The sequence below is a fragment of the Micromonospora sp. WMMD1076 genome (assembly GCF_029581475.1).
In the GTDB taxonomy this organism is placed as follows: Bacteria; Actinomycetota; Actinomycetes; order Mycobacteriales; family Micromonosporaceae; genus Micromonospora; species Micromonospora aurantiaca.
This window is the reverse complement of the sequence record NZ_CP120862.1, coordinates 1,762,600-1,785,527: the sequence shown is the minus strand read 5'-3', so window position 1 is coordinate 1,785,527 and position 22,928 is coordinate 1,762,600. Positions and strand designations below refer to the sequence as shown.

General features: G+C 73.2%; 16 protein-coding genes and 1 pseudogene. 5 read left to right on the top strand and 12 right to left on the bottom strand.

All coding sequences use genetic code 11. From position 1 onward, the window contains the following. The first annotated feature begins 162 nt into the window (after positions 1-162). Both O7622_RS08810 and O7622_RS08805 read left to right on the top strand, forming a co-directional pair. Entirely contained in the window at positions 163-1,590 is a 1,428-nt protein-coding gene (locus tag O7622_RS08810) for a UDP-glucose/GDP-mannose dehydrogenase family protein (protein ID WP_120571563.1), read from the top strand. A gap of 161 nt (positions 1,591-1,751) precedes the next feature. Further along, a complete protein-coding gene (locus tag O7622_RS08805) occupies positions 1,752-6,665 on the top strand; it encodes a permease (RefSeq protein ID WP_282312781.1) in 4,914 nt (1,637 codons plus the stop codon). Between the two features lie 54 nt (positions 6,666-6,719). Here O7622_RS08805 and purE read toward each other — a convergent pair whose 3' ends face one another. The 4 genes and pseudogenes from purE to O7622_RS08785 form a co-directional block, all read right to left on the bottom strand. Next, positions 6,720-7,211, bottom strand: coding sequence for a 5-(carboxyamino)imidazole ribonucleotide mutase (purE, locus tag O7622_RS08800; RefSeq protein WP_013284141.1), 492 nt, complete (start codon positions 7,209-7,211; stop codon positions 6,720-6,722). Then, complete coding sequence (locus tag O7622_RS08795; protein WP_282312778.1) at positions 7,211-8,368, bottom strand: 5-(carboxyamino)imidazole ribonucleotide synthase; 1,158 nt, start codon at positions 8,366-8,368, stop codon at positions 7,211-7,213. Before O7622_RS08795 ends, purE begins: the two co-directional genes overlap by 1 nt. Positions 8,369-8,432: 64 nt before the next feature. Continuing rightward, positions 8,433-10,485, bottom strand: a pseudogene (locus tag O7622_RS08790) (thioredoxin domain-containing protein). A 55-nt stretch (positions 10,486-10,540) separates the two neighbouring features. Then, positions 10,541-11,317 (bottom strand): hypothetical protein, encoded by a 777-nt coding sequence (locus tag O7622_RS08785; protein WP_282312777.1) that lies wholly within the window; start codon positions 11,315-11,317, stop codon positions 10,541-10,543. A gap of 177 nt (positions 11,318-11,494) precedes the next feature. Here O7622_RS08785 and O7622_RS08780 point away from each other — a divergent pair, with 177 nt between their 5' ends. Next, entirely contained in the window at positions 11,495-12,241 is a 747-nt protein-coding gene (locus tag O7622_RS08780; RefSeq protein WP_282312776.1) for a DUF3800 domain-containing protein, read from the top strand. Between the two features lie 178 nt (positions 12,242-12,419). Here O7622_RS08780 and O7622_RS08775 read toward each other — a convergent pair whose 3' ends face one another. From O7622_RS08775 to mca, 4 genes are all read right to left on the bottom strand, one after another. Further along, positions 12,420-12,581: a DUF255 domain-containing protein gene (locus O7622_RS08775; protein ID WP_282312775.1), complete on the bottom strand. Its 162-nt coding sequence runs from the start codon at positions 12,579-12,581 to the stop codon at positions 12,420-12,422. 50 nt (positions 12,582-12,631) lie between these two features. Continuing rightward, on the bottom strand, positions 12,632-15,127 hold the full coding sequence (locus tag O7622_RS08770) for a bifunctional diguanylate cyclase/phosphodiesterase (protein WP_282314091.1): 2,496 nt from the start codon (positions 15,125-15,127) through the stop codon (positions 12,632-12,634). A gap of 215 nt (positions 15,128-15,342) precedes the next feature. Further along, on the bottom strand, positions 15,343-15,627 hold the full coding sequence (locus O7622_RS08765; protein ID WP_013284136.1) for a hypothetical protein: 285 nt from the start codon (positions 15,625-15,627) through the stop codon (positions 15,343-15,345). A gap of 48 nt (positions 15,628-15,675) precedes the next feature. Continuing rightward, positions 15,676-16,557: a mycothiol conjugate amidase Mca gene (gene mca, locus O7622_RS08760; RefSeq protein ID WP_282312773.1), complete on the bottom strand. Its 882-nt coding sequence runs from the start codon at positions 16,555-16,557 to the stop codon at positions 15,676-15,678. Positions 16,558-16,801: 244 nt separating this feature from the next. Between mca and O7622_RS08755 the strand changes: the two genes are divergently transcribed. Beyond that, on the top strand, positions 16,802-17,236 hold the full coding sequence (locus O7622_RS08755) for a DUF4307 domain-containing protein (RefSeq protein ID WP_282312772.1): 435 nt from the start codon (positions 16,802-16,804) through the stop codon (positions 17,234-17,236). Between the two features lie 145 nt (positions 17,237-17,381). After that, positions 17,382-17,882, top strand: a complete 501-nt coding sequence (gene greA / locus O7622_RS08750; protein WP_282312771.1) for a transcription elongation factor GreA — start codon at positions 17,382-17,384, stop codon at positions 17,880-17,882. A gap of 133 nt (positions 17,883-18,015) precedes the next feature. Here greA and ilvA read toward each other — a convergent pair whose 3' ends face one another. The 4 genes from ilvA to O7622_RS08730 all read right to left on the bottom strand — a co-directional run bounded on the left by ilvA (position 18,016) and on the right by O7622_RS08730 (position 22,747). Continuing rightward, positions 18,016-19,236 carry a threonine ammonia-lyase gene (ilvA, locus tag O7622_RS08745; protein WP_282312770.1) on the bottom strand — a complete coding sequence of 407 codons (1,221 nt, stop codon included), beginning with the start codon at positions 19,234-19,236 and terminating at the stop codon, positions 18,016-18,018. Beyond that, positions 19,233-20,039 carry a DUF4328 domain-containing protein gene (locus O7622_RS08740; protein ID WP_282312769.1) on the bottom strand — a complete coding sequence of 269 codons (807 nt, stop codon included), beginning with the start codon at positions 20,037-20,039 and terminating at the stop codon, positions 19,233-19,235. The genes ilvA and O7622_RS08740 overlap by 4 nt, the downstream gene beginning before the upstream one ends. Positions 20,040-20,175: 136 nt before the next feature. After that, the gene (locus O7622_RS08735; protein WP_282312768.1) at positions 20,176-21,588 is read right to left on the bottom strand and encodes an amidase family protein; all 1,413 of its coding nucleotides are present in this window, start codon (positions 21,586-21,588) and stop codon (positions 20,176-20,178) included. Between the two features lie 16 nt (positions 21,589-21,604). Next, positions 21,605-22,747, bottom strand: a complete 1,143-nt coding sequence (locus tag O7622_RS08730) for a cystathionine gamma-synthase (RefSeq protein WP_282312767.1) — start codon at positions 22,745-22,747, stop codon at positions 21,605-21,607. Positions 22,748-22,928 lie beyond the last annotated feature (181 nt).

Below are 22,928 nucleotides of genomic sequence, written 5' to 3'. Positions count from 1 at the left end.
CCCCGGCCGAACCTTACCGGCGGGTAGGCTCGCGCCCGAGCCTCGCCCGCCCGACCCCATTACCCTCACAGCAGACATCCAGTTCCCCTCGGTGCCCGGCCTCGGCGCCCCAGCAGAATGCGACGCGTGGAAGCGCCGCCAGTGCGAGCGGAGAAGACAGGCGTGACGATTCCGTACCCGAACACCCAGCCGATGCCCGCCATCGCAGCGGTGACCCCGCCGTCCGGCGCCGCCCGCCCGCGGGTGACCTTCCTCGGCACCGGCTACCTCGGTGCGACCTACGCCATCTGCTACGCGGAGCTGGGCTACGAGGTGCTCGGCTTCGACGTCGACGCGGACAAGATCGCCAAGCTGAACGCGGGCGAGGTGCCGATCCACGAGCCCGGCCTCGACGAGCTGCTGCGGCGCAACCTGGCCGCCGGCCGGCTGCGGTTCAGCACCGACATCCAGGAGACCGCCGACTTCGGCGACGTCCACTTCATCTGCGTCGGTACCCCGCAGCGGGCCGACGGCATGGGCGCCGACCTGTCGTACGTCGAGGCGTCGGTGACCAGCCTCGCCCAGCACCTGACCCGCAAGGCGCTGATCGTCGGCAAGTCCACCGTTCCGGTGGGCACCGCCGAGTGGGTGGAGCAGCTCGTCGGCAAGCACACCCCGGCCGACCTCGGCGTCGAGGTGGCGTGGAGCCCCGAGTTCCTCCAGGAGGGCTTCGCCGTCGACGACGTGCTGCGTCCGAACCGGATCGTGGTCGGCGTCAAGAGCGAGTGGGCCAACGGCATGCTGTTCGCCGCCCACAAGGGCGTCTTCGACCTGGCCGCCACCGAGGACCGCGAGGTGCCGCTGGTGGTCACCGACTTCGCGACCGCCGAGCTGGTCAAGGTCGCCGCGAACGCGTTCCTCGCCACCAAGATCTCCTTCATCAACGCGATGGCCGAGGTCTGCGAGGCGGCCGGCGGCGACGTCACCCAGCTCGCCCGCTCGATCGGCTACGACCCGCGCATCGGCAACCGGTTCCTCCAGGCCGGGCTCGGCTTCGGCGGCGCCTGCCTGCCCAAGGACATCCGCGCCTTCCAGGCCCGCGCCCAGGAGCTGGGCGCCGGTGAGGCGCTGCGCTTCCTGCACGAGGTCGACCTGATCAACCAGCGCCGTCGCAGCCGCGTGGTGCAGCTCGCCGCCGAGCTGCTCGGCCGCCGCTCCGGGCCGGCCGGCCCGGACCTGTCCGGCACGCGGGTCGCGGTGCTCGGCGCCACGTTCAAACCCAACACCGACGACGTACGCGACGCGCCGGCGCTCGCGGTCGCCTCGCTGCTCGGCAAGGCCGGCGCCGACGTGCACGTGTTCGATCCGCAGGGGATCGAGAACGCGCGCCGGGCGGTGCCCGAGCTGACGTACGAGGAGACGATGAACGACGCCGTCCGCGGCGCCGACCTGGTCTGCGTGCTCACCGAGTGGGCCGAGTTCCGCAACGCCGACCCGGTGGCCCTGGGCGAGCTGGCGAACGGCCGCAAGGTGGTCGACGGGCGCAACTGCCTCGACTCCACACTGTGGACGCAGGCCGGCTGGGAGTACCGCGGCATGGGCCGCCCCTGATCCGCTGAGCGCGCGGACCGGCCGCCGGGGAACGTCTCCCGGCGGCCGGTCCGTTTTTGTTGTCCGGAACGCGGCGGCAACTGTCGAAATCCCGGCCCACTCAAGGCATGCTGCCTCTGGGAGGTCCACAGTGCGGGGGCACGGGCGGACGGGAGACTGTCGTGGAGAGCTTCAGGTGCGCCTCGTGCGGGCAGGACGTCAAGCCCGCCGTCGTCTGCCCGCGCTGCGGCGCGCCCCAGCCCCAGTGGGCCGAGCACCTGGCCGGCATCGAGCGCTCGATCGCCGAGATGAAGGCCCGCGACGCCGAGATCGCCCGGGAACAGCGGCAGATCGCCGCCAAGATGCAGGCCGCTCTCTTCCAGCGGGACATCCTGGCGCACGCCGGTGAGGAACGGATCCGGCAGGCCACCCGGCCGCGCCGGGTGCTGCGGCGCCGGCCCGGCCGCCGCCCGCCCACCGCGGCCACCGGCGCGCCGCCCCGGGTGCCCCGCCAGGGCACCCCGCCACCCGGCCCGCCGGAGGACCTGCCCCCGTCGCCGCCGCGCGGTCGTCCGCGCTGGCTCGACGCGGACGACCCGGAGCACCCGCCCGAGGCGTCCTCGCGCGAGGTGCAGAACATCCCGCTCGGGCTGGGCGCGCTCCTGCTCGGCGTCGCCGCGGTGGTCTTCGCAGCGGTCGCCACCAGCTCGATGGACGCGCTGGCCCGCCTCGGTGTGCTGCTGGTGGCGACGGCGCTGATGCTGCTCGCCCCGCCGGTGCTGGCCCGGCGCGGGCTCACCTCCACCGCCGAGACCATCGCCGCGGTCGGGTTGCTGCTGGTGCCGCTGGCCGGGTACGCGCTGTGGGCCGTCGACCGGATCGGCGGCGACGGATCGGGTGCCGCGTTCGCCGGGACGATCTTCCTGGTCACCACGCTCGTCGCCCTGGGGTACGCGTACGGGACGGGTCTGCGCGCGCCACGCTTCGCCACAGTGCTGGCCGCCCAGCCGGTGCTGCCGCTGCTGGCGTACGAGCGGATCACCGGGCCGGTCGGCTGGGCGCTGGTGCTGACAGTGGTGGCGGTACTCGACCTGGCGCTGGCCCGTTCGGCTGTGGTACGCGAGCGGCCGGTCCGGCGAGACCTGCCCGCCACCGAGCCGGTACCTTCCGTCCCGCCCCGGCAGCGCGCCGACGACGACCGGCCCGAGTCGGCGCCGGAGGAGTCCGCCGAGGTGCTGGGCGGTGAGACGCCGCCGGGTCCGGCCGCCTCCGCCACCGCCCGGCCGGTGCCCTGGTTGTCCGAGCTGACCTGGCTGCTGCACGGCGTGGCGGTCGCTGTCGCGCTGGCGTACGCGGTCACCGGCCTGCTGCGCGCCACCACGGTGCCCCCGGCCGCCGCCGCGGGCGCGACGTTGCTGCTCGCCGCCCTGGTCGCGCTGGCCGGGACGCTCGTGCTGCGCCGGCCGCCGCTGCCGGACGTCGGTGCCGGCATCCTCACGCTGGCGGTCATCGGCGCGCTCGGCCGGGTCGCCTCGGTGGCCCTGCCGGGCCGGTCCCTGCTGCTCATCTCCGCCGTCATCGCGCTGACCGGGCTCGCCGTCCGGGCCGTACCGGAGACGGCCCGGCGTGGGCCGCAGATCGCCTCCGCGGTGGCGCTCACGGTCAGCGGCCTGGTGGTGGCCGGTGGCGCGCTGCGCGCCGGGCTGGCCCCGGTCCGGGCCGCCTTGCCGGCATGGTCGGCGGATCTGGGCGGATGGCACGCCGAGCTGGCCCGGGCGGTCGGCCCGACCGGCTGGCAGCTCGCGGCCAGCGCGTTGCTGCTCACGGTCGCCGCCGTGATCGCGCTGCCGGCCGAGATCCGGCGCGAGTTCGCGGTGGTCGGCGCGGCGCTCACCGCGCTCGCCGTACCCGCGTCGCTCGGTCTTGGCTGGGCGGCGGCCTGCTGGCCGACGTTGCTCACAGCTGTCGCGGTCGGCGTGCTCGGGCTGACCGCACGCACCGAACGGTCCGCTGTGGCGCACGCGGTGACGGCGGCCGGGTTGGGCCTGGTCGGCGCGGGCGCTTCGCTCGCCCGCCCGGCGCTCACCGCCGCCGCGCTGACTGTGCTGTTCCTGGCCGGGGCGCTGGTGTCCCTCGCCCCGCGGGTCCGGCTCGCGGCTGCCGCGACGGAGACGGTCTGCGCCTGGGCGGCGGGCGGCGCGGCGTTCGCCCTGCCCGGTGCCGTCGCCGCGTTCGTGGCGGCCACGGTGCCGGCGCCGCCGGTCACCACACCGGCGAACCTGCGCGAGATCACCGTGCCGATCCTCGCGGCGAGCTTCCTCGCCGTCTGCGTCACGCTCGGCTACGCCGCCCTGGTGCAGGTGGCGCAGCGGCACCTGACCATGCCGCACGCGCTCGGTACCGTGCTCGGCGCGGTGGCGGTCGCCGCCGCCGCGTTCGGTGCGCCTGGTGCGACATCGGCGGACGCCTGGGTGGGCAGCCTGCTCCTGGTCGCCGCCGCGCTGCTGGCACTCGCCCCGCGCATCGACGCCGGTCGCCGCGCGGACATGTCCCTCGACGGGTCCGACCTGGCGCTTGCCGCCACCACAGTGGCGCTCGTCGCCACGCTGGCCCGGATCGCCGCGGTGCTCGCCCCCGGCGGCCAGCTCGTGGTGGCCTCCGCGCTGGTCCTGCTGGTGGCGGTGGCCGCCCGGGCGCTACCCGAGGAGTGGCGGCGCGGCCCGATCCTCGGCATCGCCGCCGGTGGCACGCTGATCGGCCTGATCGCCGCCTGGAGCGCGTTGCGTGGCGGGCTCGGCGTGCTGGCCACCCCCGGCCCGATCTGGGCCGGCGACCTGAGCGGCTGGCCGGCCGCGCCGACCGGCGGATCGACCTGGCAGGCCCCGGTGGCGCTGGCGCTGCTGGGGGTGACCGCGGCCGTCCTGCTGCCGCCGCCGTGGAAGTACGACGTCTCCGGCCTGGCCGCCGTGCTCGCCACTGTGGGCGCTCCGGCCGCGTTCGACCTGCCCTGGTGGTCCCCGGTGCTGGTCGGCTGCATGGTGGCCACCGTCTACGGCATGGCCGCCGCGGCCGCCGTCGATCCCCGGGCCGCGCTGTCCCGGGCCACCGTGGCCGGGGTGGTGGCGCTGCACGCGGCCGGGGCCGGGCTGGTACGGCCGTGGACCACAGCGCTGGCGCTGGGCAGCATCGCGCTGATCGGCGCGACTGTGGCCGCAGTGGCCCGCACGCTCGCGCCTTCCCTTGTCGACGACATCCGCAGCGAGGGCATGCCGCCGCATCTGGTGCAGGTGGGTGGCGCGGGCGCCGGAGCCGCACTGCTCGCACTGCCCGGCGCGGTGGCCGCGCTGGCAGTCGGGTACGGCCGCCCACCGCAGGTGGTGCTCACCGCCGCGCTCGCCGCCGCCAGCATCGGGCTGGCCGCGATCGCGGCGGTACGCCGGCAGGTGCCGCAATATCTCCCGTACGCGAGCGTCGCAGTGGTCGGCGGGGCCACCGTGACCGCCGCCGCGGCGCTCGCTGTCGGCCTGCCGGCGGGCGTGTTCGCCGCCGCCGCCGCGTTGCTCGCTGTGCTCGCCGAACTGGTACGGGCGGCCACCGTCCCGCCCGCCGGTTCGGGTCGGCCGGTACGCCGCTGGACCGTGCTGCTCAACGGGGCGCTACGGCGTGCCCCGGACGATCCCGAGCTGCGCTGGCGGGTCAGCCCGGCCGCCGGCGCGCTCGCCGCCGCGGCGCTGCCCACCGCGCTGGCCCTGGCCACCCTGGCGCCCTCGCTCGTGGTGGCGCTGTTCTCGCCGTTCGCGGTGTTGCGCCGGGTGTGGCAGGGGCCGCCGCCGGAACTGCTGACCCCGCCGCCGGAGGCGGTCGACCCCACGCACGTGCTCACCGCGCTGCTGCTGACTGTGACCGCGGCGCTCGCCGCCACCGGGTTCAGCGGCGGCCGGCGGTCCCGGGCGGTGCCGGTGATCCTGCCCGGGGCGGCGATCACGCTGCTGATCACGCCGGTGGCGCTGGGGCGGGGCTGGCCGGTTACCGCGCTGGCCGCGCTGGCGGTGTTCACCATCTCGATGCTCGGGCTGGCGCTGACACCGCCGCCGGCGATCGCCGAGCCGGGCCGGTCGATCCGGGTGGCCCGGGTGCTGGTCTTCGCGCTGGGGCTGGCAGCCGGTGGCGCCGGGCTGGCCGGCAGCCTCGCCACGAGCGACCTGACCGTGTTCACGCTCGGCGGGGCGGTCGGCGTGGGTGCCGTCGCGGCGTTGTTCGGCACCACCCAGCGGGCGCGCATCCTGGGCTGGTTGTTCGGCTCGGTGATGGCTCAGCTGTTCGTGCTCACGATCGGCCTGAAGTCCGGGCTGGCGGCCGTCTGGTCCGCGTTCGGGGTGCTCGCGGTCGGCGCGGCGTTGCAGGTGTTCGCCGCCACGCTGCCCCGGCTGCGCCGTCCCGAGGCGTACCGGGAGGCGGCCACAGTCGAGTGGAGCGGCTACGGGGCGGCGCTCATCGCGCTGGCGCTGGCGTACGACTCGCCCCGGCACATCGCCGCGCTGCTGGCCGCCTGGGGCGCGGTCCTCGGGGTGGCGGCCAGCCGTCCGGGGCGCCGCCCGATGGAACGCAACCTGCTGTTCTGGGCGGTGGTGGCCTGCGAGATCAGCGCCTGGTGGATCCTGATGCGGGTGGCCGACGTGGCGCTGCCGGAGGCGTACACGCTGCCGTTCGCCGCACTCGCCCTGCTGGTCGGCGTCCTGCAACTGCGGCACCGGCCCGACCTGTCGAGCTGGGTGGCGTACGGGCCGGCGCTGGTCACCGCGTTCCTGCCCACTCTGGCGATCGTGATCGCGACCGAATCGAGCATGCTGCGCCAGGTGCTGCTGCTGCTCGGCGCCGTCGCGGTGCTGATTTTCGGCTCGACCAGCCGGCAGCAGGCGCCGGTGATCGTCGGTGCGACGGTGACCGCTGTCGCGGCCGTGCACGCGCTGTTCAGCCTCGGCCCGTGGCTGGTGCTGATCCCGGTCGGCATCGTGCTGCTGGTGCTCGGGGCGAGCAACGAGCGCCGCCGCCGCGCCCAGGAGCGCCTCCAGACCGCCCTGCGCGGCATGCGGTGAGCCGGTCCCGGCCGGTCACGCTGAGCGCCTTGGAGACAGAGAGTGACGAGACGGTCAGATCAGGGAGGCGCGCAGCGCGGCATCCTTCTCCGCGACCAGATCCTCCAGGCTCGCCTGGTAGGCGGCCATCCGGTCGCGCAGCACCGGGTCCGAGGCGCCCAGGATGCGTACCGCGAGCAGGCCGGCGTTGCGGGCGTTGCCGATCGACACGGTGGCGACCGGCACGCCGGCCGGCATCTGCACGATTGACAGCAGCGAGTCCATGCCGTCCAGGTACTTCAACGGCACCGGGACGCCGATCACCGGCAGCGGGGTGACCGAGGCGACCATGCCGGGCAGGTGGGCCGCTCCGCCCGCGCCCGCGATGATCACCTGGACGCCACGGCCGGCGGCGGCCCGGCCGTACTCGATCATCTTGACCGGGGTGCGGTGCGCCGAGACCACGCCCACCTCGTACGGCACCCCGAACTCGTCGAGCGCCTCGGCGGCGGCCTTCATGACCGGCCAGTCCGAGTCGCTGCCCATGATCAGCCCGACGGTGCTCATCAGTGCCCCTCCTGGAGCCAGCGGACGGCACGCGCGGCCCGGGCCCGTACGTCGTCCAGGTCGTTGCCGAGCACCGTGACGTGCCCGATCTTGCGGCCCGGGCGGACCTGCTTGCCGTACAGGTGGACCTTGGCCCCCGGTTCGGCGGCGAACAGGTGGTGCAGCCGCTCGTCGACGGACATGCCGCCCGGTGCACCCCCCAGCACGTTCGCCATCACCACGACCGGCGCGGTCAGCGAGGTGTCCCCCATCGGGTAGTCGAGCACCGCCCGCAGGTGCTGCTCGAACTGGGAGGTCCGGGCGCCCTCGATGGTCCAGTGCCCGGAGTTGTGCGGCCGCATCGCCAGCTCGTTGACGACCAGCCCGGACGGCGTGTCGAACAGCTCCACCGCGAGCAGGCCGACCACGCCGAGCGCGGTGGCCAGGTCGATGGCGAGCTGCTGCGCGGCCAGGGCCTGCTCCTCGGGCAGGTCGGGCGCGGGCGCCAGCACCTCGACGCAGATGCCGTCGCGCTGCACCGTCTCCACCACCGGGTACGCGGCGACCTGCCCGAACGGCGACCGGGCCACCTGTACGGCCAGCTCCCGGCGCAGCGCCACCCGCTCCTCGACGAGCAGCGGGGTGCCACCGGCGAGCAGCGTCGCGGCCTGCTCGGCGGCCTGGCCGGCGTCGTCGACCATCCAGACGCCGCGGCCGTCGTAGCCGCCCCGGGCGGCCTTGAGCACCACCGGCCAGCCGGTCTCCTCGCCGAACGCGATCAGGTCGGCCGGGGACTCCACCGGACGCCACGCCGGGTTCGGCGCGCCCAGCTCGCCGAGCCGTTCCCGCATCACCCGCTTGTCCTGCGCGTGCACCAGCGCCTCGGCCGGCGGGAACAGCTTCACGCCCTCGTCGGTCAGGGTGCGGATGTGCTCGTTGGGGACGTGCTCGTGGTCGAAGGTGACCACGTCGCAGCCCTTGGCGAACGTCCGCAGCGCGGCCAGGTCGGTGTGGTCGCCGTACTGGACGTCGGCGGCGACCAGCGCGGCGCCGTCGTCCGGGGCTTGCGCCAGCACACGCAGCGACTGGCCGAGAGCGATGGCGGCCTGGTGGGTCATCCGGGCGAGCTGGCCGCCGCCCACCATGCCCACGACGGGGAGACCGGTACGGGAGTCCATAGCGCCGCCAGCCTATAAGGGCCGGTGCCGGGCCGGACCGTGAGGGCGGGCCGGCCCACTCCGCTCAGCCGAGCTGCGCGATCAGCTCCTCGACGCCGGTCACCGGCCGCCGGCAGACGAAACCCCGGCAGACGTACGCGGCGGGCTTCCCGTCGACGAACGGCCGCCCGGCCAGCAGTGGCACGCCGGGCTGGTCCGGGGCGCCGGCCACCACCACCGCGCCGGGCGGGGCGTGGCGCCGGGCCGCGGCCACCAGCGGGTCGCCCTCCGGGTCACCGGTCGCCACAGCGATCTCGTACGGCCCGGACAGCAGCGCCTCGCCGACGGTGGCCGCGTACCCGGTGAACCGGGCGTGCCGGTCGACGATCGGCGCGACCGTCGTCAGCGTCTTCTCGGCCGCCTCCCGGTAGCGGGTCTCGCCGGTCAGCGCCGCGTACGCCACGAGCGCCGCGACGATCGCCGACCGGCCCGACGGGGTCGCGTTGTCGGTCGGGTCGGCGGGCCGGGTGACCAGGCGCTCGGCGTCGTCGGCGGTGTCGTAGAAGGCGCCGTCCGGGCCGGCGAACCGGGCCAGCGCCACGTCGAGCAGCTCACCGGCCAGCGTCAGCCACCGCCCCTCGCCGGTGAGCTGGTGCATCGCGCAGAACGCCTCGGCGACGCAGCCGTAGTCCTCCAGCACCCCGGCCGGCTGACCCACGACCTTGTCCCGGGAGACCCGGCGCAGCCGGCCGTCCACGAGATGCACGGCGGCCAGGTGCTCGGCGGCGTCCCGCATCGCGCCGTCGGAGACGATCAGCACGCCGTCCATCAGGTTCGCGTCCTCGTCGTCGGGCGACACGAGCAGCGCGGCGACCTGCTGGAACTCCGCGATGGCGGTGATCGCGAGCCCGTTCCAGGCGGCCACCACCTTGTCGTCGCGGGCCGGCTGGGGCCGGGTGTCGCGGGCCGCCAGCAGCCGGCCCACCACGTCCTGCCAGCGGGCCCGCACCTCCGGGTCGGCGTCGTCGACGTCCCGGGCCAGCCGCAGCACGCTGGTGCCGTGCTCGAACGTGCCGTCGGCGGTGACCTCGAACAGGTCCGCGGCGAACCGGCCGTCGTCCTCCCCCAGCACCTCGACGAGCTGGCCGGGCGTCCAGACGTAGGTGAGCCCCTCGACGCCCTCGGTGTCCGCGTCGAGCGCCGAGGCGAAGCCCTCACCGGCCCGGTGCAGCTCGTCGGCGAGGAACCGGGCGGTGTCGCGGGCCACCCGGCGGGCCAGCCGGTCGCCGGTGAGCCGCCAGAGCTGGGTGTAGACCCGCAGCAGCAACGCGTTGTCGTAGAGCATCTTCTCGAAGTGCGGCACGATCCAGTGACCGTCCACAGAGTAGCGGGCGAAACCGTTGGCGAGCTGGTCGTTGAGGCCGCCGCGGGCCATCGCCTCGCAGGTGTGCCGGACGATCTCCAGGCTGCGCGCCGAGCCGGTGCGCTGGTGGTGCCGGAGCAGGAAGAGCAGGTTCATGTGCGGCGGGAACTTCGGCGCACCGCCGAAACCGCCGTTGGTCTCGTCGTACTCCCGGTCGAGCCGGCTCGCCGCGGCGTCGAGCAGGTCGGCGGTGAGCGGGGCGACGACGCCGCCGACTGCCTGCGCGCCGCCGATCGCCTCGACCACCGCGGCGCCCTGCCGCAGCACCGCCTCGCGCTGGTCGCGCCAGGCGGTGGCGACCGAGCCGAGCAGGCGGATGAAGTTGGCGCGGGGGAAGTACGTGCCGCAGAAGAACGGTGTGCCGTCCGGCGTGGCGAAGACCGTCATCGGCCAGCCGCCCTGCCCGGTCATCGCCTGGGTGGCGGTCATGTAGACCGCGTCGACGTCGGGGCGCTCCTCGCGGTCGACCTTGACGCAGACGAAGTCGTCGTTCATGAGCCGGGCCACTGCCTCGTTCTCGAACGACTCGTGAGCCATCACGTGGCACCAATGGTCACAGGCATAAGTGACACGACGAATACCCAACTGATATCAGTACGGGAACGTCGCGTCTCTTAGCCTCTGCCATCGCCTCCTCTCCCCACGGCCACCAGTCCACGGGATTGGCAGCATGCTGGAGGAGGTAGGGCGAGGACGCACTACCGAGCCGGTTCACCGTGCCAGCTTCTCATGACTAGTCCTCGGCCAGCAACCACCCCTCAGATCCTCGATCAACTGGGCGATTTTGCGCGGTCCACCAAGGCTGGCTTCATGGCGCTGAGCACAGCCATGAACTGGTTCCAATCTTCCTCAGACAAAGGAAAATCTCCTTCTATCACAACTTTCGCGCCGTTGAAAACTGGAATCGGAAACCGGGAGGCGCTAGACGAAGGCCGTACATCGGAAGCCTGGCTCGAAGTCATGAGTAGGTCAGGTTCGTGAAGCTCCGACTTGGTCTCATGGTCGCTCTCGCCACGTGTGTCGTCGGTGTCGACCCGCGACGCTCTATCGCTGGCTTCCAGCTGAGCGAACGCTACGGTCTGTTTGTAGCCACGTATCAGGTCCTCGGCGCCGCCTTCAGTGAAACCTCGCTGCCGAACGAGCTCCCAACGCAGGTTGGCATCGGAGGGCAGCTCGTTCCCGTAACGATCCCAAAGCTCTCGGTGGGCGGAGGGCATCAGAGCCGCCTGTTTGATCGCGGCGTTTCGCGCTGATTGATTAGGGTTAGCAATAATATCAACTGCAAGATGCGTCAGTCGTCCACGCCGCTCAGCCCCCTTCCCCTCATCAGTCAGCAAGCCGAACTTCTTCAGGGCCGCGACCGACAGGTTCGCTGGCCCAGTCATGCCCTTATAGCCCCAGTGCGCAACGATCTTTTGGATCGGCGTGGGGTGCTGACGCTCACGTTCATAAAGCTCACGAGCGCGGCGAACGGCGGTTTCGAGGTTGATCGCGGGGAAGCTGGGCGAGCGACCGGCGGTCCGGCGGGCCGGCGTCGAGTCAGACATGCTGGTCATTGCAGTACCCCCTTCGATAGCACTGTACTGGAGCTAGGCGAGCTCCACAACTTCTCGACTTGACTCCATGACTCCATGTCGGCTAGCCTGTTGCTGCCCGGCTGGAGTGGTAGCGACAGCGATCTGCCGCGAGAGTTACCGACCGGCGTGAGGAGCGGAGGTCGATCGGTGTTGCTGACATATGTCGACGAGTCGTACACCGACCGCTGGTTCACGATGGCAGCGTTGCTCATCGGCGGTCCCGCAGCAATCAGCTTGACCGATGAACTGGAGCGCGTCGCTGGCGCTGCAGCCAAGGCTTACGGCCTAGAACCTGGCGTGGAACTCCACGGCCATGAGATCTTCCATGCCGCCGGAGCGTGGGCCGGAGTCCCCGTACGCGCTCGGGTCGGGGTGTTTGATGATGTTGTCGAGGCGGTCGCCGGCCAAGACGTCAAGGTCATAGCCCGGGCGATGGACATCGCAGGGCAGCGCGCCCGCTACTCGGCTCCCGAGCCACCACACACCGTCGTCTTGCAACACCTGTTGGAGCGAGTTGATGAGTGCGCTACCCGCTTCGGTGACTACGCCCTCGTAATCGCTGACGAGGTCGACGGTCAGGCAAAGCACCGAACAGACCTGTCGGCATACCGAGAGGTGGGGACAAAGGGCTACCGACACCGGAAGCTCACGCGAATCGTCGATACGCTCCACTTCGCGCCCAGCCGTGCCAGTCGCCTGGTGCAAGCCGCAGACGTCATCACGTTCCTCTATCGGCGTGTCTACACCCATCAGGAGACGGACGAACGTTCACGTAAGGCGAAGATCGCGATGTGGAAGCGGCTGCAGCCACGAGTTCATCATGAGCTCTGCTGGTTCCCCTCGCATACGAGCGCGGGCGGGCAGCAAGCTCTCTGGGCCCAGGATCTTCGATAGATGCACAAAGGGCCCGCTAGGCGGGCCCTGAGGCTGTGCGGGCAGCTAAGCCATCCCGCGCACCAACCCTACCAGTTTCTGCCAGCCCTCGCCAGGAAAAATTGCTGGTCAGGCTGATGATCCATCATGCCGAGCCAGGTCTAGCTGCAACGCTCGGCCTATTACGCCTTCTACGAGTTCACTGACACCAGTGGCAGGCCGCGTAGCCGACCGAGATGAGCACCGGCACGTCACGCCGTTTCGCCTCGGCGAACGCCTCGTCGCACCAGGGCCACCAGTCGACCGGGTTGTCGGCGTGCTGGAGCAGATAGGGCGACGTGGCCTCGGCGAGTCGGTTCACCACCCGACCCTATCCACCATCACCTTCCGGCGCCGCCGGTGCGGCAGGGGTCAGGAGGCGCCGTCGGCGCGCAGCGGGAAGACGTTGCCCGGGGCGGCGTCGCGCAGCGACCCGAGCACCGCGGCGATCTTGTCGGCCGGCATCGGCTTGAAGAAGTGGTAGCCCTGGGCGGCGGTGCAGCCCAGCTCGGCCAGTGCGGTGCGCTGCTCGGCGGTCTCGACCCCCTCGGCCACCACCCGCAGGCCCAGTTCGTGGGCCAACCCGACCGTGGTCCGGACGATCGCCGCCGCCTCCGGCGAGTCGGCCATCCGGAGCACGAACGAGCGGTCCACCTTCAACTCGTCGACGGCGATGCGGGTGAGGAACGTCAGCGACGAGAACCCGGTGCCGAAGTCGTCCACGGCGAGCTGCACGCCCATGCCCCGCAGCGTGGCCAGCACCTCGTCGATGACCTCCAGCTCGCTCATCACCACCGTCTCGGTGATCTCCAGGACCAGCCGGTGCGGCGGCACCTGGTGGCGGCGCAACGCCTCCTCGATCTCGGCGGGCAGCCGCGGGTCGAGCAGGCTGCGCGCGGACAGGTTCACCGAGATCGGGACGTCCAGCCCGTCCCGCGCCCATCCGGAGGCGACCTCCAGCGCCTTGTCCAGCACGTACCGGGTGAAGCTGCCGAGCTGCTCGCTGTTCTCCACCGGGCGGATGAAGTCGGCCGGACCGAGCCAGCCCCGACGCGGATGCCGCCACCGGATCAGCGCCTCCACCCCGGTCGGCGCGCCGGTCGCCAGGTCCACCGCCGGCTGCAACGCCAGCACCAGCTGGTCGTCGGCGGCCAGCGCCTCCCGCATCTCCGCGAGCAACGCCAGGTGGTCGGTGCTCGCCGCGTCGCGGGAGCTGTCGTACGCGGCGACGCTGCCGCCGCCCTCCTTCGCCTGGTACATGGCGATGTCGGCGCGCCGCAGCAGCTCGGTGAGGTCGGCCGCGCCCGCGTCGGCGACCACGACGCCCACCGCGACCTCCACGGACATCCGCACCCCGGCCACCTCGGTCGGTGCGGCGAGGCGCTCGGCGACCTCCCGGGCCTGGCGCAGCGCGTACGCCAGCGGGGCCGTCCGGTCCTCGACCAGCGGCACCGAGGTCAGCAGCAGCGCGAACTCGTCGCCGCCGAGGCGCCCGAGCAGGTCACCCGGCCGGGTCAGCGCGGCGAGCCGGTTGGAGGTGAGCCGCAGCAACTGGTCGCCCGCCGAGTGCCCGAGCGTGTCGTTGACCTCCTTGAACTGGTTCACGTCGAGCAGCAGCAGGGCCACCGGGTGGTCGTGGGCGCGCTGCCGCAGCGCCTGGTCCCCCTTGGCCAGCAGCGCCGCCCGGTTGAGCAGTCCGGTGAGCTGGTCGTGCACCGCGTCGTACGACGAGCGGGCGGTGACCAGCCGCAGCTCCCGGTGCGTGGCGGCGTCGTGCAGGGCGGCGGCCAGCGCGTCCCCGAAGGCCGCCACGCCGTCGCGTTCCCGGGCGCTCGGCGGGGCGGACCGGGCGAACCGCACCCGCAGGCGGCCGACCTCGGCGGATCCCACGGCGAGGCGGCGCACCAGTTCGTGCTCCCCCGCGTCGGCGCCGGCGGACGGCTCCACCTCCCGGTCGCGTACCTGCCCGCCGCGGTCGGCCCGGTAGCGGCGCCAGCGTCCCTCGCCCCGGGCCACGTCGACCTCGACCAGTTCCGCGCCGAACAGGGTGAGCGCGCCGGTCACCGCGGCGGTCGCCACGCCGCGCTCGTCGAGCTGGTTGAGCGCGGCGGTGGCCTCGGCGAACGCCCGCCAGGTGCGCCGCTCCTGGTCGGCGCGGAGCCGGTGGCGGTACGTCTGCTGGAGCAGCCAGAGCGGCGGCGGCAGGAGCAGCAGCCAGCGCGCGTCGAGTTCGAGCAGCGCGACGACCACCAGGCCGACCGCCACGTTGCCGACGAACATGAGCAGCTTGCCGCGCAGCGCGGCGATCAGCGGCGGCCCGATCGCGATGCCGTGCCGCAGGGCGCGCGTGACGGCGCCCAGGAAGGCGGTGGTCAGCAGGTACGTGACCGCGGCGGCGGTGAGCGTGAGCGCCAGCTCCGGGGTGGGCGCCGCGAGCAGCGGCGGGCCGAGCGCGGTGGCCACCGCGGCGGCGAGCGCGGTGGCGGCGGTGAGCGAACCGGCGATCCCGACCAGTTCCAGCGCCGGACGGCGGTCGGAGACCAGCGACATCACGGTCCAGGCGGCGCCCACGCCCAGCAGGGCGGCGGCCGGGAGCCAGCCCGCCGGCACCAGCCAGAGGCAGACCACGAGCGCGGCCTCGCCCCAGGTGATGCTCACCATGCCCGAGGCGGTACGGAAGCGCAGCCGGGCGAGCTGGGCCACCGCGAACGCGACGGTGGCGATGCCGAAGCGTGCCGGACCGGGCAGTGGGTGGTCGGCCGGCAGGTGCGCCGGGACGGTGAGGCCGAGCACTGCGGCGAGCAGACCGGTCAGCGCGACCGCGACGGTGAGCAGGACGACGCCGACCGGTGTCCCGCGCAGGCCGATCCGGTCGGGGGAACGGTCGGCCGGCTCGGTGGTCACGGGGCCGCCCCGTCGACGGGTCGGGCCGGGGCATGGTCGGGGGCCGGTGCTGTCTTCGACATCGGCGTCCCCTTCCGCGCAGGGTCCGGGGCCTGACGGTCCCCCCGGCGGAAGGCTAAGCCAAAGCCGGTGGTCGCAACAGGGGGCGACGACCGGCTTCGACGTGATTCACGCGGTGTTCAGCTGTTGCGGTGCTGCTGGGAGCCGTTGGGCGCATTAGTCGGTGAATCCTGCTCGACGAGCCCGTCTGTCGGATCGGCGACTGCGGAATCGGCCCGGCCGGGGGTGCCCTGCTGCGGGAAGCGGTCGGGCAGCCGGCGCAGCCGGGCGTTCATGTTGCGGATCAGCAGGACGGTGACGGTGGCCAGCGCGACGATGAGGAAGAGGCCCATCGGACCGGCCAGACCACCCGTGCGGGTGTCACCGAAGTTGTTCTGCGCGAGCACCTCGACGGTGGTCAGCATGGTGTTCCTCCGATGTGCGACTGAGCACCAGGGTAGACCCCGGCCGGGTCAGTGGGCACGGCACGCCTCGCGTACGCCGGCGAACAGGTCGGACTCGGGCAGCGGGCTGTCGACCATGGACCGGGCGAGTTGGAAGTCCTCCGTCGGCCACGCGCGCTTCTGCAGCTCCATCGGCACCTGGAACCAGAAGCCGTCCGGGTCGATCTGGGTGGCGTGCGCGCGCAGCGCGTCGTCGCGGACCGGGAAGTAGTCGGCGCACTCGACCCGGGTGGTGATCCGGGCGCCCTTGTCGGGGCGTTCGTCCCAGCGCTTCATCCAGTCGCCGTACGGCGACTCGAGCCCGGCGGCGAGCACCGCCTCGTGCAGGCTCATGATCCTGGCCCGGGAGAAGCCCACGTCGTAGTAGAGCTTCAGCGGCTGCCACGGCTCGCCCAGCTCGGGGTGGCGCTCCGGGTCACCGGCCGCGTCGAACGCCGCCACGGTGATCTTGTGGGTCATGATGTGGTCGGGGTGCGGGTAGCCACCCTCCTCGTCGTACGTGGTGACGACGTGCGGGCGGAACTGCCGCATCAGGCGCACCAGCGGCGCGGCGGCGACGTCCACGTCCTGGAGGGCGAAGCAGCCCTCCGGCAACGGCGGCAGCGGGTCGCCCTCGGGCAGCCCGGAGTCGACGAAGCCGAGCCACGCCTGCTCGACGCCGAGGATGGCCCGGGCGGCGTCCATCTCCGCCCGCCGGATGTCACCGATGTTCGCCCACACGTCGGGGCGGTCCATCTTGGGGTTGAGCACACTGCCCCGCTCGCCGCCGGTGGCGGTGACGACCAGGACGTCCACCCCTTCGGCGACGTATTTCGCCATCGTGGCGGCGCCCTTGCTCGACTCGTCGTCGGGATGGGCGTGCACCGCCATGAGACGCAGTTGTTCTGCCACCTTCGGCGCTCCTCGTCTGTGCCCGCCGACCGACCCCCCGGGCCGGCCGGCCGACCTGCCGGAATCTCCCCCCGCGCCCGCGAAAGCCCCCGTGACGGCCGGCCGGGGCCCGCCACCGGAGTGGCCAGGGCCACGCCCGCCGGTCCAGACCGACCTGCCATCCTTGACTCAGCGCCGGGCTGGGAAGATGGACCTAGCCATTCTTGCCGATGCCGCCGACAACAACGCCAGGAGATACCCGCCGGTGAGCGAGACGCACGCCACAGTCGCCGCGGATGCGCCGGTCTTCCCGCCGGGCCGCTACGGCCGCCGCCGGGAGCCCGGACGCCGCCGGCCGCTTCTGCTCGCCCTGACGGTGACGATCCTGCTCGCCGTCCTCGGCCTGGGCGCGGCGAAGCTCTATTACCAGTACGGCGACCCGGAGTACCAGGGCGAGATGATCAGCTACACCGGCATCACCGACTCCCGGGTGGTGGTCGACTTCCGGGTCACCGTGCCACCGGGCGGCTCCGCCACCTGTCTGCTGCGGGCCCGCTCCCACGACGGGGCCCAGGTGGGCAGCGCCGAGGCCACCGTGACCGCGGAGCCCGGCCAGCGCCACATCCGGACCCGGCAGGAGGTACCCACGAGCGCCCGGCCGTTCATCGGCGAGGTCCTGCGCTGCCGGCCGGCCGGCTGAGCCGGGCCGCCGGCGAGTCGCCGGCCACCGCACCCCGGTTCCGTCACCGGCACCCGGGGTGATTGATCACACCTCGACGCGACCCGCACTGGTAGCCTTGCAAGTTCACCTGTCAGCCAGTCCGCACCAATCGAGGAGACCGCCTGTGTCCACAAATGGAAACGAGGCGCCCGCCACCTGGCTGTCCCAGGACGCCTACGACCGTCTGCAGGCCGAGCTCGACGAGCTGATCGCCAACCGGCCGGTCATCGCCGCCGAGATCAACGCCCGGCGCGAGGAGGGCGACCTGCGGGAGAACGGCGGCTACCACGCCGCCCGCGAGGAGCAGGGCAAGGCCGAGGGCCGCATTCTCTACCTCAAGGAGCTGCTGCGCACCGCCAAGGTCGGTGAGGCGCCGGACGCCGACGCGGTGTCGCCGGGCATGGTCGTGAAGATCTACTTCGACGACGACGCCGACGACAGCGAGACCTTCCTCCTCGGCTCCCGGGAGATCGCCTCCACCACCGACCTCACCGTCTACAGCCCCGAGTCCGCGCTCGGCAGGGCGATCCTCGGTGGCAAGGCGGGGCAGACCTGCACCTACACCGCGCCCAGCGGCGCCGATATCAAGGTGACCATCGTCTCCTTCGAGCCGTACAGCGGCTGACCCCTCCGGACCCGCGCCGGATGGCTCGGGTCCCGAACCCGACCGAGGCTGACAGGCCCTCCTCGGACCCGAGCCGCACACCCGAACGCCCCGACCGGATCATCCGGCCGGGGCGTTCGCGTTCCGCCGGGGCTCAGCCCTCGCCGGTGAAGACCACCTGGTAGCCGCTGGCCCGCAGCGCGCTGATCAGCGTGTCCGAGTGCTCCACCCCCCGGGTCTCCACGGACAGGGCCACCTCCACCTCGCCGAGGCGCAGGTGCGGGTTGGCGCGCTGGTGCACCACGTCCACCACGTTGGCCCGGTGCTCGGCGATCTCGCCGAGCAGGGAGGCGAGCTGACCGGGCCGGTCCGTGCAGCGCACGGTGATCCGCAGGAACCGGCCCGCCGCCGCCAGGCCGTGCTCGATCACCCGGAGCATGAGCAGCGGGTCGATGTTGCCGCCGGAGAGCACCGCGACGACCGGCGCGGTCACCTCCACCGCGCCGGCCAGCAGCGCCGCCACGCCGACCGCACCGGCCGGCTCGACCACCTGCTTGCCGCGTTCCAGCAGCATCAGCAGCGCCCGGGAGATGTCCTCCTCGGAGACCGTGACGACGTCGTCGACGAGCTTGCGGACATGGGTGAAGGTCAGCTCGCCGGGACGGCCGACCGCGATCCCGTCGGCGATCGTCGCGAACGAGGGCAGCCGCAGCGGCTCGCCGGCCCGCAGCGAGGGCGGGAAGGCGGCGGCGCTCGCCGCCTGGACCCCGATCACGCGTACGTCGGGACGCAGCGCCTTGGCCGCCACCGCCATGCCCGAGACCAGCCCGCCGCCGCCCACCCCGGTCACGATGGTGCGCACGTCCGGGCACTGTTCGAGGATCTCCAGCGCCACGGTGCCCTGCCCGGCGATCACGTCCGGGTGGTCGAACGGGTGGATGAACACCGCTCCGGTCCGCTCGGCGAAGGTCTGCGCCGCCACGAGCGACTCGTCCACCGTGTTGCCGACCAGCTCGATCTGCGCGCCGTACCCCTTGGTCGCGGCGACCTTCGGCAGCGGCGCGTTCACCGGCATGAAGACTGTGGCGTGCGCGCCGACCAGCCCGGCGGCGAGCGCCACCCCCTGGGCGTGGTTGCCGGCGCTCGCCGCGACCACGCCGCGGGCCCGCTCCTCGGCCGAGAGCCGGGAGATCCGCACGTACGCGCCGCGCACCTTGTACGACCCGGCGCGCTGGAGGTTCTCGCACTTGAGCCAGACCGGCCCGCCGAGCGCGGCGCTGAGCGGCCGGGACGGCTCCAGCGGGGTGGTACGGGTGACACCGGCGAGCAGTTTCCGCGCGGCCTGTACGTCGGCGAGACCGACCAGTTCCGTCATGCCCCGATCGTGCCACCCGGCCCCGGCGGGACCTGCGCCGACGTGGCCGGCGGCGCGGGCGGCACCGGTGCCACGGGAGCCGGCCACCCCGGGTGACCGGGCCGGACCGGCTGCCCGGGCCACGTGGGCACGGCTCGCGCGAGCCGGTCCTGCTGGGCGGCGGAGATCCGGCGGACCAGCACGACGAACGCGATCCCGGCGACGAGGCAGGCCACCGCCGGCACCAGCCGCGGTGCGAGCGCGTCCTCGTAGAAGCGCACGTACGTGGCGAACTCCGCGTCGTTGCGGGGCAGCTCGGTCAGCCGGTCGTAGCGCTGCTGCTCGGCCCGGGCGACGAACCGGTCACCGATCAGGAACACCAGCCAGCTCGCCCACCACACCCCGACGAGCCACGACTGGCGGCGCCGCCACACGCTGTTGCGGAGCAGGTCGGCGAGCGCCCGGGCCGGTACGACGAGGTTGGCGATCGGCACCAGCCACCCGGCGATGGCCCACGCCGGGCTCAGGTTCGGCACCGCGCCCGGGAACGCGTCGAGGTTCTTGCGGGCCCGCCAGGTCCAGATCACCACGAGCGTCCCCGCGGTCAGGAGCGCGAGCAGGTAGGGCACCGAGAACAGCACTTCGGCCAGCACCGCACCGAGCAGCACGTCCCGGTCGAGCTGCTCGGCGGCCGAGCGGGCCATCCGCACACCCACGATCGGGAACAGGGCCGTCAGCAGGTAGCACAGGGTGGCGGCGCCGACCGCGATCGCGCCGGCCACGGACAGGCCGCGTACGCCGTACGTGGGCACGCCGGGGCTCACGGCGGGCTGGCCGACCCGGGTGCCGCAGCGCCGGCACTCCTCATAGGCCGGGGATGTGGCGTCGCCACAGGTCTGGCAGTGCATCGGGGACCGTCCGAGGTGGTGAGCGCGACAGAGGTGCGCACACGCTAGACGATCACCCGGCGGCCGGCGACCCCGTTCCGACGCGGGGATAGCCGGGGGCGTGCCGGGCCCACGGCGCCTGCAACTCGAACTGGCCGGCCACCCCGAGCAGCAGCAGTTCGGAGCCGGGCGGGCCGACGAACTGCACGCCCACCGGCAGGCCGTCCGGGCGGCGTCCGACCGGCACCACGATCGACGGCAGCCCGGCGATGTTCCACGGCGCCGCGTACGGGGCGTACCTGATGTTGGTCGACATGTTCGCCAGCCAGGAGCGGCCGGACCACCCGGCGGCCTCCGGCGGCGGTCCGGCCAGCGCCGGGGTGAGCAGCAGGTCGATCGAGTTGTCGGCGAAGAAGTTCACCGACCGTTCGCGCCAGGCGGCCCGGTCGGCCTCCCGCACGTACCCCCGGCGCTGCGCCCACTCGCCGAGCCTGACGTGCCGGCGGCTGCGCCGCTGGAGTTGACGCGGCGCCACCCCGGCGGCGCGCACGTCGGCGGCGGCCGCCGCGAACCAGGTGGCGATGCCCTGGAGGCCGAGCCGGGTCGGGTAGACCGGGTCGGCGGGCACGGTGTCGTGACCGGCGGCGGCCAGCAGCCGGCCGGCGGCGGCGACCGCGTCCCGGTTCGGCGCGTCCGGCGAGACGCCGCGTACCGGCGAGCGCAGCGAGACGCCCACCCGCAGCCGCTCCGGCGGGACCAGCTTGTCCGGCCGGCGGCCGGCCAGCACCGAGAAGCCGACCACCGCGTCGGCGACGGTGCTGGTCAGCATGCCGTGCTCGGTGAGGCCGAACCAGTCGTCCGCGCCGAGCTGGCAGGGCACCACACCCCGGCCGGGCTTGAGCCCGACCAGGCCGCAGCAGGCCGCCGGAATGCGGATCGACCCGAGACCGTCGTTGCCGTGGGCCATCGGCACCAGCCCGGCGGCCACCGCGGCGGCCGCGCCGCCGGACGAGCCGCCGGGGGTACGCGCCGGATCCCACGGGTTGCGGGTCACAGCGGTGTCGTCGTCGGTGAGGGCCCACAGGCCCAGCTCCGGCATCCGGGTGACGCCGAGGATGACAGCGCCCGCGCCGCGCAGCCGCCGGACCACCTCGTGGTCGGCCTCCGCCACCTCGGTACGCATCGCGGCCGACCCGTTCCAGGTGGGCAGGCCGGCCACCGGCGTGTTCTCCTTGACCGCCACCGGCACCCCGGCGAGCGGCAGGTTCGCCAGTTCCTCCTGCTCGTCGACCTTCTCCGCCTCGGTGATCGCCTCGCCGCCGCGTACCGTGCGGAACGCGCCCAGCTCGGCGTCGACCCGGGCGACGTGGTCCAGGTGGTCGGCGACGACCTGGGTGGCGGAGACGTCGCCACGGCGTACCGCCCGGGCGATCTGCTTCGCGGTCGTCCCGACCCAGGTCGTCGGCAAGATGTCCGGCACTGCCACCCTCCCCAGCCAGCGGTCAGCCCAGAGCCTGCTCCAGATCGGCGAGCAGGTCGTCGACCGTCTCGATGCCGACAGACAGTCGCACGAGATCGCCGGGAACTTCAAGCGGCGAGCCCGCAGCGCTCGCGTGTGTCATCCGGCCGGGGTGCTCGATCAGGGACTCGACGCCGCCCAGCGACTCGGCGAGCACGAACAGCCGGGCCCGGTTGCAGACCTGGACGGCGGCCTCCTCGCCGCCGGCCGCGCGGAACGAGATCATGCCGCCGAACCGGCGCATCTGCTTGGCGGCCACCTCGTGTCCGGGGTGCGACGGCAGGCCCGGGTAGACGACCTGGGCGACCTTGGCGTGTTCGTCCAGGTAGGCCGCGATCCGCTCGGCGTTGTCGCAGTGCCGGTCCATCCGTACCCCGAGGGTCTTGATGCCGCGCAGGGTGAGCCAGGCGTCGAATGGGCCGTTGACCGCGCCCATCGCGTTCTGGTGGTAGCGCAGCTCCTCGCCGAGCGTGCGGTCCGCCGCGATCAGCGCGCCGCCGACCACGTCGGAGTGTCCGCCGACGTACTTCGTGGTGGAGTGCACCACCACGTCCGCGCCGAACGCGATCGGCTGCTGCAGGTACGGCGAGGCGAACGTGTTGTCGACCACCAGCAGCGCGCCGGCGTCGTGCGCCACCGCTGCGAGCGCGGCGATGTCGGCGATGCCGAGCAGCGGGTTGGTGGGCGTCTCCACCCAGACGATCCTGGTGGTGCCCGGGCGGATCGCGGCACGCACGGCGTCCGGGTCGGAGACCTTCGCCGGGGTGTACGCGAGGCCCCAGCGCTCGGCCACCTTGGCGAACAGCCGGTACGTGCCGCCGTACGCGTCGTCCGGGATCACCACGTGGTCGCCCGGCTTGCAGACGGTCCGCAGCAGCGTGTCCTCGGCGGCCAGGCCGCTGGCGAAGGCGAGCGCCACCGGGCCGCCCTCCAGCGCGGCCAGGCACTCCTGGAGCGCGTCCCGGGTGGGGTTGCCGGAACGGCTGTACTCGTAGCCCTCACGGGGCGCGCCGACGGCGTCCTGGGCGTACGTGCTGGTCTGGTAGATCGGCGGGATCACCGCACCGGTGCGGGCCTCCGGGTCCTGACCGGCGTGGATGGCGAGTGTCTCGAAGCCGTGGCTCATGCCGCAGACGTTAGCCTCCCGCCCCGTCGCGCTTTCGCCAACCCGGCGCGAGTCACAACCGCGAATGCCAGCTTTTCGTCGATCATGAGGTTGACGGTGGTCGCGGTCCGATTTGTCACCGCCAACCTCATGATCACGCTCGGCGGGAGGTGGGTTGGCCGGGTGGGGCCTAGGGTGAGGT